This window comes from Serinicoccus hydrothermalis (assembly GCF_001685415.1).
Lineage (GTDB): Bacteria > Actinomycetota > Actinomycetes > Actinomycetales > Dermatophilaceae > Ornithinicoccus > Ornithinicoccus hydrothermalis.
In genome coordinates this window covers 1149557-1163846 of sequence record NZ_CP014989.1, presented here as the reverse complement: position 1 = coordinate 1163846, position 14290 = coordinate 1149557, and the positions used below count along the sequence as shown (strand labels likewise).

At 74.7% G+C, this 14290-nt stretch carries 15 protein-coding genes; 7 read left to right on the top strand and 8 right to left on the bottom strand.

Annotated elements, in window-relative coordinates:
* Positions 1-2: 2 nt before the first annotated feature.
* The gene (locus tag SGUI_RS05330; protein ID WP_066637222.1) at positions 3-1067 is read left to right on the top strand and encodes a sensor histidine kinase; all 1065 of its coding nucleotides are present in this window, start codon (positions 3-5) and stop codon (positions 1065-1067) included.
* On the opposite strand, the gene SGUI_RS05325 is transcribed toward SGUI_RS05330, so the two are convergent.
* Complete coding sequence (locus tag SGUI_RS05325; RefSeq protein WP_066637221.1) at positions 1040-1558, bottom strand: GtrA family protein; 519 nt, start codon at positions 1556-1558, stop codon at positions 1040-1042. The two genes, SGUI_RS05330 and SGUI_RS05325, sit on opposite strands and share 28 nt — an antisense overlap.
* 41 nt (positions 1559-1599) lie before the next feature.
* On the opposite strand from SGUI_RS05325, the gene SGUI_RS05320 reads away from it, so the two are divergent.
* From SGUI_RS05320 to SGUI_RS05310, 3 genes are read left to right on the top strand one after another with little or no spacing between them, the layout of a single operon-like run.
* Positions 1600-2817 carry a 5-(carboxyamino)imidazole ribonucleotide synthase gene (locus SGUI_RS05320; RefSeq protein ID WP_066637220.1) on the top strand — a complete coding sequence of 406 codons (1218 nt, stop codon included), beginning with the start codon at positions 1600-1602 and terminating at the stop codon, positions 2815-2817.
* 35 nt (positions 2818-2852) lie between these two features.
* Positions 2853-3341, top strand: coding sequence for a 5-(carboxyamino)imidazole ribonucleotide mutase (purE, locus tag SGUI_RS05315; protein WP_083190813.1), 489 nt, complete (start codon positions 2853-2855; stop codon positions 3339-3341).
* Positions 3342-3397: 56 nt separating this feature from the next.
* The gene (locus SGUI_RS05310) at positions 3398-4558 is read left to right on the top strand and encodes an acyl-CoA dehydrogenase family protein (RefSeq protein ID WP_066637212.1); all 1161 of its coding nucleotides are present in this window, start codon (positions 3398-3400) and stop codon (positions 4556-4558) included.
* Here the strand turns inward: SGUI_RS05310 and SGUI_RS05305 are convergent.
* Together SGUI_RS05305 and SGUI_RS05300 are read right to left on the bottom strand one after the other, a co-directional pair.
* Positions 4548-6194: a serine/threonine-protein kinase gene (locus tag SGUI_RS05305; protein ID WP_066637209.1), complete on the bottom strand. Its 1647-nt coding sequence runs from the start codon at positions 6192-6194 to the stop codon at positions 4548-4550. The two genes, SGUI_RS05310 and SGUI_RS05305, sit on opposite strands and share 11 nt — an antisense overlap.
* Positions 6195-6231: 37 nt before the next feature.
* Positions 6232-7467, bottom strand: coding sequence for an LCP family protein (locus SGUI_RS05300; RefSeq protein ID WP_066637206.1), 1236 nt, complete (start codon positions 7465-7467; stop codon positions 6232-6234).
* Between the two features lie 83 nt (positions 7468-7550).
* Here SGUI_RS05300 and SGUI_RS05295 point away from each other — a divergent pair, with 83 nt between their 5' ends.
* The gene (locus tag SGUI_RS05295; RefSeq protein ID WP_335675529.1) at positions 7551-8534 is read left to right on the top strand and encodes a glycosyltransferase family 2 protein; all 984 of its coding nucleotides are present in this window, start codon (positions 7551-7553) and stop codon (positions 8532-8534) included.
* Between the two features lie 13 nt (positions 8535-8547).
* Here SGUI_RS05295 and SGUI_RS05290 read toward each other — a convergent pair whose 3' ends face one another.
* Genes SGUI_RS05290 through SGUI_RS05280 form a run of 3 tightly spaced genes read right to left on the bottom strand, consistent with a single transcriptional unit; the run spans position 8548 to position 10788 of the window.
* Positions 8548-9222 carry a 3-oxoacid CoA-transferase subunit B gene (locus tag SGUI_RS05290; protein WP_066637204.1) on the bottom strand — a complete coding sequence of 225 codons (675 nt, stop codon included), beginning with the start codon at positions 9220-9222 and terminating at the stop codon, positions 8548-8550.
* 5 nt (positions 9223-9227) lie between these two features.
* Positions 9228-10025: a CoA transferase subunit A gene (locus tag SGUI_RS05285; protein WP_066637202.1), complete on the bottom strand. Its 798-nt coding sequence runs from the start codon at positions 10023-10025 to the stop codon at positions 9228-9230.
* A gap of 10 nt (positions 10026-10035) precedes the next feature.
* Positions 10036-10788 (bottom strand): TIGR03089 family protein, encoded by a 753-nt coding sequence (locus SGUI_RS05280; RefSeq protein WP_066637197.1) that lies wholly within the window; start codon positions 10786-10788, stop codon positions 10036-10038.
* 60 nt (positions 10789-10848) lie between these two features.
* Between SGUI_RS05280 and SGUI_RS05275 the strand changes: the two genes are divergently transcribed.
* Entirely contained in the window at positions 10849-11790 is a 942-nt protein-coding gene (locus SGUI_RS05275; protein ID WP_066637194.1) for a DNA-3-methyladenine glycosylase family protein, read from the top strand.
* Here the strand turns inward: SGUI_RS05275 and SGUI_RS05270 are convergent.
* Both SGUI_RS05270 and cofD read right to left on the bottom strand, forming a co-directional pair.
* Complete coding sequence (locus SGUI_RS05270; RefSeq protein WP_066637192.1) at positions 11768-12844, bottom strand: coenzyme F420-0:L-glutamate ligase; 1077 nt, start codon at positions 12842-12844, stop codon at positions 11768-11770. The genes SGUI_RS05275 and SGUI_RS05270 overlap by 23 nt on opposite strands.
* Positions 12841-13842 carry a 2-phospho-L-lactate transferase gene (gene cofD, locus SGUI_RS05265; protein WP_066637189.1) on the bottom strand — a complete coding sequence of 334 codons (1002 nt, stop codon included), beginning with the start codon at positions 13840-13842 and terminating at the stop codon, positions 12841-12843. Before cofD ends, SGUI_RS05270 begins: the two co-directional genes overlap by 4 nt.
* 158 nt (positions 13843-14000) lie before the next feature.
* On the opposite strand from cofD, the gene SGUI_RS05260 reads away from it, so the two are divergent.
* Complete coding sequence (locus SGUI_RS05260) at positions 14001-14270, top strand: WhiB family transcriptional regulator (RefSeq protein WP_066637184.1); 270 nt, start codon at positions 14001-14003, stop codon at positions 14268-14270.
* Positions 14271-14290 lie beyond the last annotated feature (20 nt).

The window sequence follows — 14290 nt, the reverse complement described above, 5'->3', positions numbered from 1 at the left end:
CCGTGCGCCGGATCCTGCGCGAGCTGGCGTGGCGGATCGTCCTCCTCGTCGTGGGTGGCGGCGTGGTGCTCGCGATCTTCGTCGCCTGGCTGCTGCCGCAGCTGAGGTCGAGCGCCTGGCCGGGAGGGCAGGGCAGCGTGCCCGACTGGGTGCTACCGGCGATCCTCGTGCTCTGCGGGCTGCTCGTGCTGGCGGTCGGGATCCCGGTCGCCCGCCGGTTCGCCGACCGGACCGCCGAGACGGCGGCAGGCCCGCTGCGCCAGCTCGCGCAGCGGACCGACGAGCTGGCCTCGGGCGGCTTCGCGCTCGACCCGGAGGCGCGGCCGGGTCGGCTCGTCGAGCCCGAGCCGTTTCGCTCCGGGATCGCCGAGATCGACGCCGTGGCGCGGGTCGTGGACCGGCACCACACCACCTTCGCCAAGGCCCTCGTCTTCGAGCGCTCCTTCGCCGCCGACGCCTCGCACCAGCTGCGCACGCCGCTGGCGGCGCTGCTGCTGCGGCTGGAGGAGATCGCCCAGTCCGACGACGCGGCGGTGGCGCGCTCCGAGGCCGAGATCGCCATCGGTCAGGTGGAGCGCCTCACCGGGGTCGTGGACGACCTGCTCCAGCGCACCCGGGCCGGGCACGCCAGCGGCGGAGCGGTGACCGCGGCCGACGCGGTCGTCGCCGGGATCGACGAGGAGTGGACGCCGGCCTTCGAGGAGCGCGGCCGCGCCGTCGAGCTGACCCTCGAGCGCGGCGTCATCGTCGAGGCCAGCGCCTCGGTGGTGTCCCAGGTCCTCAACACCCTCGTCGAGAACTCGCTCGTCCACGGCAAGGGGGACGTGCGGGTCCACGTCTACCGCTCCGGGCCCTCGGCCGTGTTCACGGTGTCCGACCAGGGCCCCGGCATACCCCGGCACCTCGCGCGCACGATCTTCGACCGCGGGATCACCACCGGCGCGGGGACCGGGCTGGGGCTGGCGGTCGCGCGGGAGACGGCCGAGTCGATCGGCGGACGGGTCGAGCTCGTCACCACCTTCCCGCCCGTCTTCGCCTGCTACCTGCCCCTGGCCACCACGCCCTGACCCTCGCCCTCCAGGCTCAGCTCGCCGCGGAAGACGAAGGTGCGGTAGGCCCAGAATCGGAACAGCGTGCCGAGCACCAGCCCGACCCCGTTGCCGGAGATGTTGTCGGCGAGCTGGCTGTCCAGCCCGAGGACGTAGCGGGAGAAGCCCAGGCAGCCGAGCGCGATGAGCAGCCCGAGCGCGTTGAAGAGGACGAAGAGCGCGAACTCGTGGGTCACCGGCTCGCTGCGCCGGTGCCGGAAGGTCCACAGCCGGTTGCCGACCCAGGAGAAGACCGTCGCGACGCTCGTCGCGACCACCTTTCCCCAGAGCGGCGATCCGGCCATGGGGCCGTCCCCGACCCCGGGCACCCCGAACACCAGGACGTTGTAGAGCGCCGTGTCCAGGACGAAGGCGAGGGCGCCGACCGTCCCGAACTTCGCGAGCTCGGCGACCAGGACCTGGTAGGTCGCACGGACGCGGGCCAGCAGGCCGGGGGAGGCGGGGGTCACGGGGCCGCAGTGTAGGCGCGCCCGCTGGGTAGGGTGGCCAGGTGACGTCTCCCAGCCCTGCCCTTGCCGAGGGCGGCTTCCCCGTGGTCGGCATCGTCGGCGGCGGCCAGCTCGCCCGGATGTGCCAGCCGCCGGCGGTCAACCTGGCCCTGACGCTGTCGGTCCTCGCGGAGTCCCCGACCGCGAGCGCCGCGCTCGTCGTCCCGCACAGCCCCGTGGGCGAGCACACCGACCTCGCGGCGGTGCGCGCCCTGGCCCGGGACTGCGACGTCGTGACCTTCGACCACGAGCACGTGCCGCAGGAGGTGCTGCTCGCGCTGCAGGAGGAGGGCGTGGCCCTGCACCCGAGCCCGCAGGCCCTCGTCTTCGCGCAGGACAAGCTGGCGATGCGGCGCCGGCTCACCGAGCTGGGCCTGCCCTGCCCGCGGTGGGCGCAGGCGCGCGATGCCGCCGACGTCGAGGCCTTCGCGGCGCAGGTCGGATGGCCGCTCGTGGCCAAGGCCCCGCGCGGGGGCTACGACGGCAAGGGGGTCCTGGTATGCCGTTCGCTCGCCGATCTCGAGCCCTGGCTCGCCGGGGTGGGCGAGGGCGGCCTGGCCGACGGGATCCTGCTGGAAGAGGCCGTGGACTTCTCCCGCGAGCTGTCGATCATGGTCGGCCGCAGCCCCTCGGGGCAGGCCGCCGCCTGGCCCGTCGTGGAGACCGTGCAGGAGGGCGGGATCAACACCGAGGTGCTCGCACCCGCCCCGTCGCTCGACCCCGACCTCGCCGCCGCGCTCACCGAGGGCGCCCTGCGGATCGCCGGCGAGCTGGGGGTGACCGGGGTGATGGCGGTCGAGGCCTTCGAGGTGCGCGACCCGGGGACGGGGGCACCGGCATACCTCGTCAACGAGCTGGCGATGCGCCCGCACAACAGCGGCCACTGGAGCATCGACGGCGCGGTCACCAGCCAGTTCGAGCAGCACCTGCGTGCGGTGCTGGACCTGCCGCTCGGCGACCCCTCGACGCGTGCGCCGTGGACCGCGTCCGCCAACGTGCTGGGCGGGGACTACCCCGAGCTCTACGCCACCTACAAGCACCTCATGGCCCGCGACCCCGGGCTCAAGATCCACCTCTACGGCAAGGGGGTGCGGCCCGGGCGCAAGCTCGGGCACGTGACCGTCACCGGCGGGCGCGAGGGCGACCTGGGCTCGCTCGAGGAGCTGCGGGAGCGGACCCGGCACGCGGCGGACTACCTGCAGGGAGTGGTGACGGAGTGAGCACGGACGGACAGGCCCCGCTCGTCGGCCTGGTCATGGGCAGCGACAGCGACTGGCCGGTGATGGAGGCGGCCGCCCAGGTGCTGGAGGAGTTCGGCGTGCCCTACGAGGCGGACGTCGTCTCCGCGCACCGGATGCCGACCGAGATGATCGACTACGGCCGGACGGCCGCCGACCGGGGCCTGCGCGTGATCGTCGCGGGCGCCGGGGGAGCCGCCCACCTGCCGGGGATGCTCGCCTCGGTCACGCCGCTGCCGGTCGTCGGCGTCCCGGTGCCGCTCAAGCACCTGGACGGGATGGACTCGCTGCTCTCGATCGTGCAGATGCCGGCCGGGATCCCGGTCGCCACGGTCTCGGTGGCGGGGGCGCGCAACGCCGGCCTGCTCGCGGTGCGGATGCTGGGTGCGGGCGAGGGGGAGCGGGCCGCCGCGCTGCGCGAGCGGCTGACCGCCTTCGCCGCGGACCTGCGGGACCAGGCCTACGCCAAGGGGGAGAAGCTGCGGGAGCGCCGGGCGGCACGCTGAAGCGCCGGGCGGCACGCTGAGCGGCCCGCGGTTGACGTCCGCGTTAGGCTGCCGCCATGAGCGAGTTCGACCTCTTCCGGATCAGCGAGGACCACGAGGCGCTGCGGGAGGCGGTCCGCGAGATCGCGGACGAGCAGATCGCCCCGCACGCCGCTGCGGTCGACGAGGAGGGACGCTTCCCCGACGAGGCGCTCAAGGCCCTCGTCGCCACCGACTTCCACGCCCCGCACGTCCCGGAGGACTACGACGGCGCGGGCGCTGACGCCCTGGCGACGTGCATCGTCATCGAGGAGGTGGCCCGGGCCTGCGCCAGCAGCTCGCTCATCCCCGCGGTCAACAAGCTCGGCACGATGCCGCTGATCCTGGCGGCCTCCGAGGAGGTCAAGGCTCGCTACCTGCCGCCGGTCGCCCGGGGCGAGGCGATGTTCTCCTACGGCCTGTCCGAGGCGGGCGCCGGCTCGGACACCGCGGGCATGACGTGCAAGGCGATCGAGCAGCCGGACGGGTCCTTCGTCCTCAACGGGCAGAAGTCGTGGATCACCAACGCCGGCGTCAGTGAGTTCTACACCGTCATGGCCGTCACCGACCCCGACGGGCCGCGCGGCCGCAACGTCACCGCCTTCGTCGTGGAGAAGGACGACGAGGGCTTCACCTTCGGAGCGCCGGAGAAGAAGCTCGGCATCAAGGGCAGCCCCACCCGCGAGCTGCACTTCGAGGACTGCCGGATCCCCGGCGACCGGATGGTCGGGGGCCTCGGGGAGGGTCTGAAGATCGCGCTGCGCACGCTGGACCACACCCGGGTCACCATCGGCGCCCAGGCCGTCGGCATCGCCCAGGGGGCGCTGGACTTCGCGCTCGGCTACGTCAAGGAGCGCAAGCAGTTCGGCCAGGCCGTCGCCGACTTCCAGGGCATCCAGTTCATGCTCGCCGACATGGGGATGAAGCTGGAGGCGGCCCGGCAGCTCGTCTACGTCGCCGCCTCCAAGTCCGAGCGCGGCGACGCGGACCTGCCGTTCTTCGGGGCGGCGGCCAAGTGCTACGCCTCCGACGTCGCGATGGAGGTCACCACCGACGCGGTGCAGCTGCTCGGCGGCTACGGCTACACCAAGGACTTCCCGGTGGAGCGGATGATGCGCGACGCCAAGATCACCCAGATCTACGAGGGCACCAACCAGGTGCAGCGCGTGGTCATGGCCCGCCAGCTGCTCAAGGGCTGACGGTCCCCTCCTCGGCGTCCCCGTCCGGGGCCTCCGCGTCGTCCTCGTCCTCCTCCTGCTGCACGGGTGTGTTCTGCACCTCGACGGCGTTGCGCACCGCGATGACCGGCCCGTCGTCACCGCGGACGACGGTCAGCGTCTCCTCCTGCTCGATGACGGCCACGTCGTAGGTGTAGGTCACCAGGCCGGTGACGGTCGCGCTGCCGTCCCCCTGCTCCTGCGCCGACAGGTCCCCCACCGAGAGGGACTGCAGCCCCTCCTCGATGTCGGGGGCGACGTAGGCGTCCGGCAGGGTCAGCTGGCGTGCCGCCTGGAGGCCGTCACCGCCGAGCGTGTCGTAGAACCGCTGCGCCAGGTCGCGCGCCTCGTCGGCGCTGACGGCCTCGGTCCCGGCCTCCGCGGACTCCGACGCCCCCGGGTCCTGGTTCGCGGTGCCGCCCATGCCCTCGGAGCCGGTGGCGATGGTCCACACGAGCCAGCCGAGGAGCAGCGCGAGCGGCACGATGAGCAGCCAGCTCAACCAGACCCCGCGACGGGGGCTGCTGCGCTGGGCCGGACGTGGGGCGGGCCGGGCATACGTCTGCTCGCGCTGGGGAGTGGCGACCGGGGCCTTCGCCCGCGACGCCGCCGCAGGTGGGGACGTGCGCGCGAAGGTCCGCGTCTGGTCGACCTGCGGGACCCGCTCGGTGCGGTCCGCGACGCCGGTCGCACCCGCCGCACCCGCCGCGGCGGCGGCAGCGGGCGGTATGCCCGGTCGCGCCTCGGTCGTGCCGCCGCGCGCCACCCGCGCGAGCTCGCGGGCCGCGCGCTCGGCGCTCCACCGGGCGGCGGGGTCCGGGTCGAGCATCCCGGCGAGCACCGGGGTGAGGTCCCCGGCCTGCTCGGGCGGACGGGGGGCGTCACGGGCGATGGTGTGCAGCTGCGCCACGGCGTTGGCGCGCTCGGCGAACGGGCGGCGCCCCTCGACCGCGGCATACAGGGTGGCGCCCAGGGCCCACACGTCGGAGGCCGTGCTGGGCTCCTCGCCCCGCGCCAGCTCGGGGGAGAAGTAGGCGGCGGTGCCGGAGACGAAGCCGGTGCGGGTGAGTTGCGGGTCCTCGTCGGCACGGGCGATGCCGAAGTCGGTGAGCTTGGCGTCGTGCCCGGCGCCGCCGGTCAGCAGCACGTTGGCCGGCTTGACGTCCCGGTGCAGGATGCCGGCCTTGTGCGCCGCCGCCAGCGCGGTGGCCATCTGCGCGCCGATCGCCGCGACCTGGTCCGGGGGCAGGCGGCGCCCGTCCGCGATGAGCTCGGCGAGCGAGGGACCCTCGACGTACTCCATGACGATCCACGGGGAGTCGTCGTGCTCGAAGGCGTCGTAGACCCGCACGACGTGCTGGTGCGCGAGCGTCGCGCTGGTGCGGGCCTCGCGGAAGCCACGGCTGAGCAGCAGGTCGGTGTCGGTCTCCCCGGCCACCTGCTTGAGCGCGACCTGCCGGCCGAGGTTCTCGTCGGTGGCGAGCCAGACCTGGCCGCCGCCACCCTTGCCGAGCGTGCGGACGATGCGGTAGCGGCCCGCGACCAGCGTCGGGTCCTGGTCGGCGGGGGCCGGTGCCGTCGTCTCGGCGTCGTGGTCTGCGTCGTGCGGATCCGTCATGTCACCTCCGGTCAGCGCAAGGGTAGCCCGAGCGGCCTCACGGCTCGACGGTGATGTCCTGGCCCTGGCGCAGGGCGGTGAAGAGCTGCGCCGCCCGCTCCTCGTCCCACAGGACCGCGCTGCCCACCTCGGTCTGGTAGTTGGGCTCGGCGACCGGGACGGTGACCGAGTTGCCCTCGCCCGAGGCCACCTGGCGCATCGCCCACGCCATGCGGCCGGCCTCGATCATCGAGGTGTCGTCGCCCAGGCTGATGGCCGAGCCCGTGGCGGTGCCCACCTCGTGCAGCCGCCAGGGCACGAGCACGGTGCTCGGCCGGGCCATCTTGTCCACGAGCGCGGAGAGGAACTCGCGCTGCCGCTCGACCCGGCCGATGTCGCCGCGGGGGTCGCTGTAGCGCATGCGGACGTAGCCCAGGGCCTGCTCGCCGGTGAGCTCCTGGCAGCCGGCCGGCAGGTCCACGTGCGCCTTCTCGTCCGCGACCGGCTCGTCCAGGCACATGTCCACGCCGCCGACGCCGTCCACGACGCTGACGAAGCCGCCGAAGCCGATCTCCATGTAGCCGTCGACCGGCAGGCCCGTGCTGCGCTCGACGGTGTCGACCAGCATCTCCGGCCCGCCGTTGGAGTGGGCGGCGTTGAGCTTGTTCCAGCCGAGGTCGCGGATCTCGACGTAGCTGTCGCGCGGCAGGCTCACGAGCGTGGGCGTGCCGAAGGTCGGGACGTGCAGCAGCATGACGGTGTCGGCCCGGTGCCCCTCGGTGAAGCCGGTGCCGAACTCGCCCCGCTGCTCCTCCGTGAGCTGCTCCCGGCTGTCGGTGCCGACGAGCAGGTAGTTCTCGCCGGCCGCTGCGGCCGGGCGGTCGGACACGTCGGGCGTGGCGTCGATGCGGTTGACGCTGCCCCACACCATCGCGACGACGACCACCATGACGACGAGGTAGGCGACGACCGCGAGCACGAGCAGGGCCAGGAACCGGCGGACGCCGTAGCGCGGGCGGCGGCTGCGCGGCGGGCGCCCCGCGGGGCGGCGGGGCGCGGCATACCGCTCCTGCTCGTAGCGCTCCTCGCCGTACCCCTCGTCGTAGCGCCCCTGCTCGTAGCCCTCCTCCGGGTACCCCTGCCGGTCGTCGTAGCGGTCGTCGTACCGCGGGTCCCGCGGCGGCGGCGTGCTGGCCCGGGGGATGCGCTCCGTGGGGTCGGGGTCGCGACGTGGTCCGTTGCGCGGGGTCCGCGGCATCGGACGGGTCCAGTCGTCCTCGGGGTGGTGGGGCACGGGAGGCAACACTACGTGGTGGACCTTGCCACGTCCTGGGAGCGCCGCGCCTCGCGCGTCGGGTGCCGGGGTAGCCTCGCGGCGTGAGCTCCGCCGACTCTCCCGCCCACGCGCACCACCCTCCCGTGTCGATCATCATGACCGTCCTCGACGAGGAACCGCACCTGGCCCACGCCGTGCGCTCGGTGCTCTCGCAGGACTACCCGGGCGAGATGGAGGTCGTCGTGGCGGTCGGTCCGAGCCGGGACCGGACCCGCGAGGTGGCCGAGCGGCTGGCGGCCGACGACCCGCGCGTCGTCGTCGTCGACAACCCCTCGGGCCGCACCCCGGACGGGTTGAACGCCGCGGTGGGGGCCTCGCGGCACGACGTCGTCGTGCGCATGGACGGCCACGGGGAGCTGAGCGAGGGGTATGTCCGTCGCGCCGTCGAGCTGCTGGAGCAGACCGGCGCGGCCAACGTCGGCGGCATCATGCTGGCCGAGGGGAGCGGTCCGGTGCAGGAGACCGTCGCCCTGGCCATGCGCTCGCCGCTGGGCATGGGCAGCGAGCGCTTCCACACCGGGGGGGCCGAGGGGCCGGCCGACACCGTCTTCCTCGGCGTCTTCCGCCGCGCGTGGCTGGAGCGGGTCGGCGGCTACGACCCGGCCTACACCCGGGCCCAGGACTGGGAGCTCAACCACCGCATCCGGGCCGCCGGCGGCACCATCTGGTTCACGCCGGAGCTCACCGTCACCTACCGCCCCCGGTCCACGTTCCGCGCCCTGGCGCGCCAGTTCTACACCAGCGGCCAGTGGCGCCGGCAGGTGGTGCGCCAGCACCCGGACTCGGTCAACGCCCGCTACCTCGCGCCGCCGGTCGCGCTCTGCGCGGTGGCCGCCGGCGCGGTCGGGGGCCTCGCCTGGCGGCCGCTGTGGGTGCTGCCCCTGGGGTATGCCGCCGCCGTCACCCTCGGCGGTGCGTGGATCGCCCGCGGGCGGGGTGCCGGGGTCGTGGCTCGTATGCCCGCCGTCCTGGCGACCATGCACCTCACCTGGGGTGCCGGTTTCCTGCGCGGCCCGCGGGCCTGAGCGAGGGGGCCGCTCAGCCCTCGTCGGGCGGGCTCGCCTCCGGGGTCGGCTCGTCCACGGCGACCCGCAGCGGGGGCTGGGTCTTGGCGACGACCTCGTCGACGGACACCCCGGGCGCGAGCTCGCGGAGCACGAGGCCGTCGTCGGTGACGTCGATGACGGCGAGGTCGGTGATGATCCGCTGGACGACGTGCAGCCCGGTGATGGGCAGGTCACACTCGTCCACGATCTTGGCCGAGCCGTCCTTGGCCACGTGGTCCATGAGGACGACGACCTTCTTGGCCCCCATGACGAGGTCCATCGCCCCGCCCATGCCCTTGACCATCTTGCCGGGGATCATCCAGTTGGCGATGTCGCCGGCGGCGGAGACCTGCATGGCCCCGAGGATCGCCGCGTCGACCTTGCCGCCGCGGATCATGCCGAAGCTCGTGGCCGAGTCGAAGAAGCTCGCGCCGGGCCGGACCGTGACGGTCTCCTTGCCGGCGTTGATGAGGTCGGCCTCCTCCTCGCCCTCGTAGGGGTAGGGGCCGACCCCGAGGATGCCGTTCTCGGACTGCAGCACCAGCTCCACGTCGTCGGGGACGTAGTTGGGCACGAGCGTGGGCATCCCGATGCCCAGGTTGACGTAGTCGCCGTCGCGCAGCTCGGCGGCGGCGCGCGCCGCCATCTCCTCGCGGGTCAGGGCCATGGGTCTCAGTCCTTCTCGGCGTCGTCGGCGTCGGGGCGGGGGCGGGTGGTGTGCTTCTCGATGTCCTTGTCCGCCGCCTGCTCCGGGGTGAGGGGGAGCACCCGCTGGACGTAGATGCCCGGCAGGTGGACGTCGTCCGGGTCGATCTCGCCGGGCTCGACGAGCTCCTCGACCTCGGCGACCGCGACCTGGGCCGACATGGCGCACAGCGGGTTGAAGTTGCGCGCCGACTTGTTGAAGACGAGGTTGCCGTGCCGGTCGCCCTTGGCCGCCCGGACGAAGGCGAAGTCGGCGAAGATCGCGTGCTCGAGCACGTGGTCGCGGGCGTGGTCGCGGACGGTGAACTCGCGGGTCTCCTTGGCGGGGGACTCCTTGACCACCGCGCCCTCGCTGTCGTAGCGCCAGGGCATACCGCCCTCGGAGATCTGCGACCCCACCCCGGTGGGCGTGAAGAAGGCCGGTATGCCCGCGCCCCCGGCGCGCAGCTTCTCCGCCAGCGTGCCCTGCGGCGTGAGCTCGACCTCGAGCTCGCCGGAGAGGTACTGGCGCGCGAACTCCTTGTTCTCCCCGACGTAGGAGGCGATGACCCGGCGGATCCGTCCCTCGGCGAGGAGCAGGCCCAGCCCGGCGCCGTCGACGCCGCAGTTGTTGGAGACGATCTCCAGCTCGGCGGTGCCCTGCTCCAGGGCCTGGTGGATGAGCACGGTGGGGATGCCGGAGAGCCCGAAGCCGCCCACCGCGACGGTCATCCCGTCGGTGAGCCCCTCGAGCGCGTCCGATGCGGAGGCGACGACCTTGTCCATGGCGCCGAGGCTACCGGTCGCGGTGCTCGGTCCCGACGCCGGTGCCGACGTCGGCCGTGCGCTCCACGCCCTCCGCCTGCCAGCGGGGGTCGCCGCCCTCCGCGGGGGCGCCGAGCACGAGCACGGCGGACCCGTCGCCGTCCAGGAGCTGGAGCACCTGGCGGACGAAGAGCCCCCGGTCGGTCGTCGCGACGAGGGCGCGCGCCCCGTCCGGCAACGGCGGCAGGTCCGCGAGCAGGTCGGCATACGTCACCCGCTCACCACCGCTGACCAGCGCGGTGTCCTCCTCCTCCGCCTCGTCCCACGCCGTGAAGTCGTCGGCGTAGCTCGCCAGCTCGGCGGCCTCGTCCATGACGCCGGAGCGCAGCTCGGCGCCGAAGTCACGCGCGAGGGCGGGCAGGGCGACCGCCACGACCTCGTCGCAGTCGCCGGCCACGTCGCTGTCCGGGTCGGCGGTGACGAGCACGTCCGCCCCCTCGTGCCCGTCCAGCGTCAGCGTGGCGCCCACCGACCACACCGCGAGGGCCCAGTAGGCCAGGCGCCAGTGGGGGGCGGGCAGGTCCACGAGCACGACCGACCCGGGCTGGACGTCCAGGCCCTCCTGCAGCGCGTTCGCCGCCTTCGCCACCCAGGTGCGCAGCACCCGGCGGGAGATCTCGATGCGCTCGCCCGGGCCTCCCGGGGTGTCGTCGTAGAAGGTGAGGGCCGGTCGGGTCGCGTCGGCGTCGACGGCCCGCGACAGGATCTGGGAGGGGTACGGCACGGGGCCACGCTAGCCGGTGCTGTTGCGCGACGGGGGACGAGCGGGGCAGGGTGCACCGGTGTGAGCACCGCCCGGCACCGCGTGTGGCGTCCGTCGCGCCCGCTCGACGTCGGTGCGACCTGGGGCACCCTGCGCCGCGGGGCGGGGGACCCGTGCTGGCGGGTCGTCGACGGGACGCTGTGGCGCGGGCTGCGCGTCCCGACCGGTGCGGTGACCCTGCGGCTGCCCCCTCGGGGGGCGGAGGACCCGGTCGCCGCGCAGGCCTGGGGCCCCGGGGCGGAGTGGCTGCTGGACGCGCTGCCCCGGATGCTCGGCGAGGAGGACGACGACCGCGGCTTCACCCCGGTGCACGAGCGGGTCGCGCTCGCGGCCCGGCGCCGCCCCGGGTGGCGGGTCCCCCGGACCGGGCTGGTCATGGAGGCGCTGGTGCCCGCTGTCATCGAGCAGAAGGTCACCGGCCAGGAGGCCTTCTCCGGCTGGCGCCGCGTGGTCCGGCGCTTCGGCGAGCCCGCGCCCGGACCGGGGGCCACCGACGGGCTCCGCCTGCGCGTGCCGCCCTCGGTGACGACGCTGGCGGGTATGCCCTCCTGGGAGTGGCTGCGCGCCGGGGTCAGCCCGCAGCGCGCCGACACGGTGGCGCGCGTGGTGCAGGTCGCCGCCCGGCTGGAGGAGTGCGTCGACCTGTCGCCGCAGCAGGCGCGTCGGCGGCTGACCGCCGTGCCGGGCGTGGGCGTGTGGACCGCCGCCGAGACGGCGCAGCGGGCGCTCGGGGACGCCGACGCCGTGTCCTTCGGCGACTACCACGTCGCGGCCAACATCGGCTGGGCGCTCACCGGCACGCCGGTCGACGACCACGGCCTCGTCGAGCTGCTCGCCCCGTACGCCGGCCACCGCTACCGGGTGCAGCGGCTGCTGGAGCTCTCCGGGGCGGGCCGGCCGCGGCGTGGCCCGCGCATGGCGCCGCGCGGCCACCTGCCGGTCAGCCGGCCGGGGGGCGGCTGAGCACGCTCACCCCGGCGTGCAGGTCCTCGGCCACCAGGGCCACCTCGAGGCGGGCGGCGACCCGCCCGGCCAGCACCGGGTCCGGCGCCGTGACGGAGAGGCCGTCGGCGAGGTCGTCGGGCAGGCATACCTCGACGTCGTCCTCGGGCTGCCCCACCAGCGCCAGCCGGACCGCCCGGGCCGCGCGCTGCCGCTCGTCCTCCGGCACGACCGAGGGGAGCCCGACCCGGCGCGCGGCGGGGGTCCCCGGCGGGGCGCCGAGCGCCGAGCGCAGCGCCTCGCGGTGCCCCAGCGCGAACCAGTCGCCGGGGCCGGTCCGGACCAGGGCCCGGGCACCGGTCGGTCCCTCGGGCCCCGACCCGGCGTCCGGGGTGCCGAGCACGAGGTCGGGCAGCCCCCGGACGAGCGCGGCCCCGGTGCCCGAGGCCTTGCCCTTGACGAGGTCGGCGGCGGCGGCGAGCTCGTCGGCGACGGCCCGGCTGGTCACCGCGAGGGGTCGACCGTCGCCGTCGCGGCCACCCCGCAGGTCGTCCAGCACCCGCAGCCCGCTGGCGCCGAGGGCGAGGTCGGTCTGCCCGTCCCGCCACGGCCGCCCGGCGGTGTCGGTGAGCAGCAGCGCGGCGCGGACCGGTGCCCCGAGCGTCCGCACGACCCCGTCGTGCAGCTCCCGGGCGGCGGCGTCCGGGTCCGGGGGCAGCAGCAGCAGCCCGCCCTCGGGGCCGGTGTTGCTGGCGTCGACCCCGCCGGCGGCCAGGACCGGCCCGGCCACGGACTCGACCACCTGAGTGAGGCCGGCCGGGGTCAGCCGCTCGGCCACCACCCGGACGCTCTGGTCGGCCACGACGCGCTCCCGGTCCACCGGCTCGGGCACCCGCAGGCCGAGCGCCTTGGAGACGAGCTTGCTCGACACGACGAGGACGTCCCCGTCGCGCAGCCCCCCGGCCGCCTCCAGGGACAGCGCCAGTGCGGCAGCGAGGTCGGTGCCGGCCGTGATCTCCGGCAGGCCGGGCAGCGGGAGGACCTGCACCGCGCCGGGCACGTGCGCGTCGGTCACCGTGGGCCCCGGGTGCCGGCGCCCACGGGGGAGAGCTCCCGGCCCAGGTCGAGCGCGGCACCGGCCAGCCGCGCGGCGCCCTCCGTGTCGCGCATGAGCAGATCCATCGAGCGGACCTGCGCCCCTGCCGGGTAGCGCAGCCCCGCGTCGGCGTCGTCCACGAGCCAGCCGTCCAGGAAGTCGGCGTAGAGACCGGCCACCCCGGCCGCGCTCACCTCGACCCCGAGCGGGGCGAGGCACGCGTCGGCGTGCCCGCGGACCGGACGGCCGCCCAGCAGCGGGCTGACGCCCACGACGGGGGCGCGGGTGCCGCGCAGGGCCTCCCGGACACCGGGGACGCCGAGGATGATGCCGATGGACACGACCGGGTTGCTCGGGGGGAACAGCACCACGTCGGCCGTGCGGAGGGCGTCGAGCACGTGCGGGGCGGCCTTCGCCTCGCCCAGGCCCGCGACCGTGAAGCGCCGAGCGGGCAGCGAGGCCCCGTGCCGGACCCACCACTCCTGGAAGTGGATGGCCCGCTCGCCGCCCTCGCCGTCGTCGACCACCACGTGGGTCTCGATCGGGGTGTCCGTCGCGGGCAGCAGCCGCACGCCGCGATCGGGCAGGCCCCACCGCTGCGCGAGGCGTGCGGTCACCTCGCTCAGCGTCAGACCCTGCGCGAGCCACCGGCTGCGGGCCAGGTGGGTGGCGAGGTCGAGATCGCCGAGGGTGAACCAGTCGGGGCCGACGCCCAGGGTGGCGAGCTCCCCGGCGACCCGGGTGCTCTCCTGCGCCCGGCCCCAGCCCTGCCCCTCGTCCACGCCGTCGCCCAGGGTGTAGAGCAGGGTGTCCAGGTCGGGGCAGACACGCAGCCCCACCAGAGTGATGTCGTCCCCCGTGTTGCCGACGACGGTCACCGAGGTCTGCTCCGCGTCGTCCCTGGTCCGCAGGTGCGACAGGAGGCCTCGGACGAAGCGGGCGCCGCCGACGCCACCGGCGAGAACGGTGATCTGCATGGCCCTATTGTCGGTGCCGGGGCAGGTTGTAGCAGATCCGGGGTTGACTCTGACGGATGACACGCGTGTAATTCAGGTGTTGCGATCTGCGGCCGGGGCGAGTCGGCGCGGGTCCGCGGCCGGCGAGAAGTGTGTAGGCGAGAGGTCGAGGAGGAGCCATGCACGAGCTGGAGCTCATGTCGTTGATGCACGGTATCGATGACACCGAGGAGTCGTCCTGGCAGGAGCGGGCGCTGTGCGCGCAGACCGATCCCGAGGCGTTCTTCCCCGAGAAGGGTGGGTCCACCCGCGAGGCGAAGAAGGTCTGCGTCGGGTGCGAGGTGCGGGCCGAGTGCCTGGAGTATGCCCTCGCCCACGACGAGCGGTTCGGGATCTGGGGCGGGCTGTCCGAGCGTGAGCGGCGCAAGCTGAAGAAGCGGGCGGTCTGAGCGCCGACGACAGCTCTGGC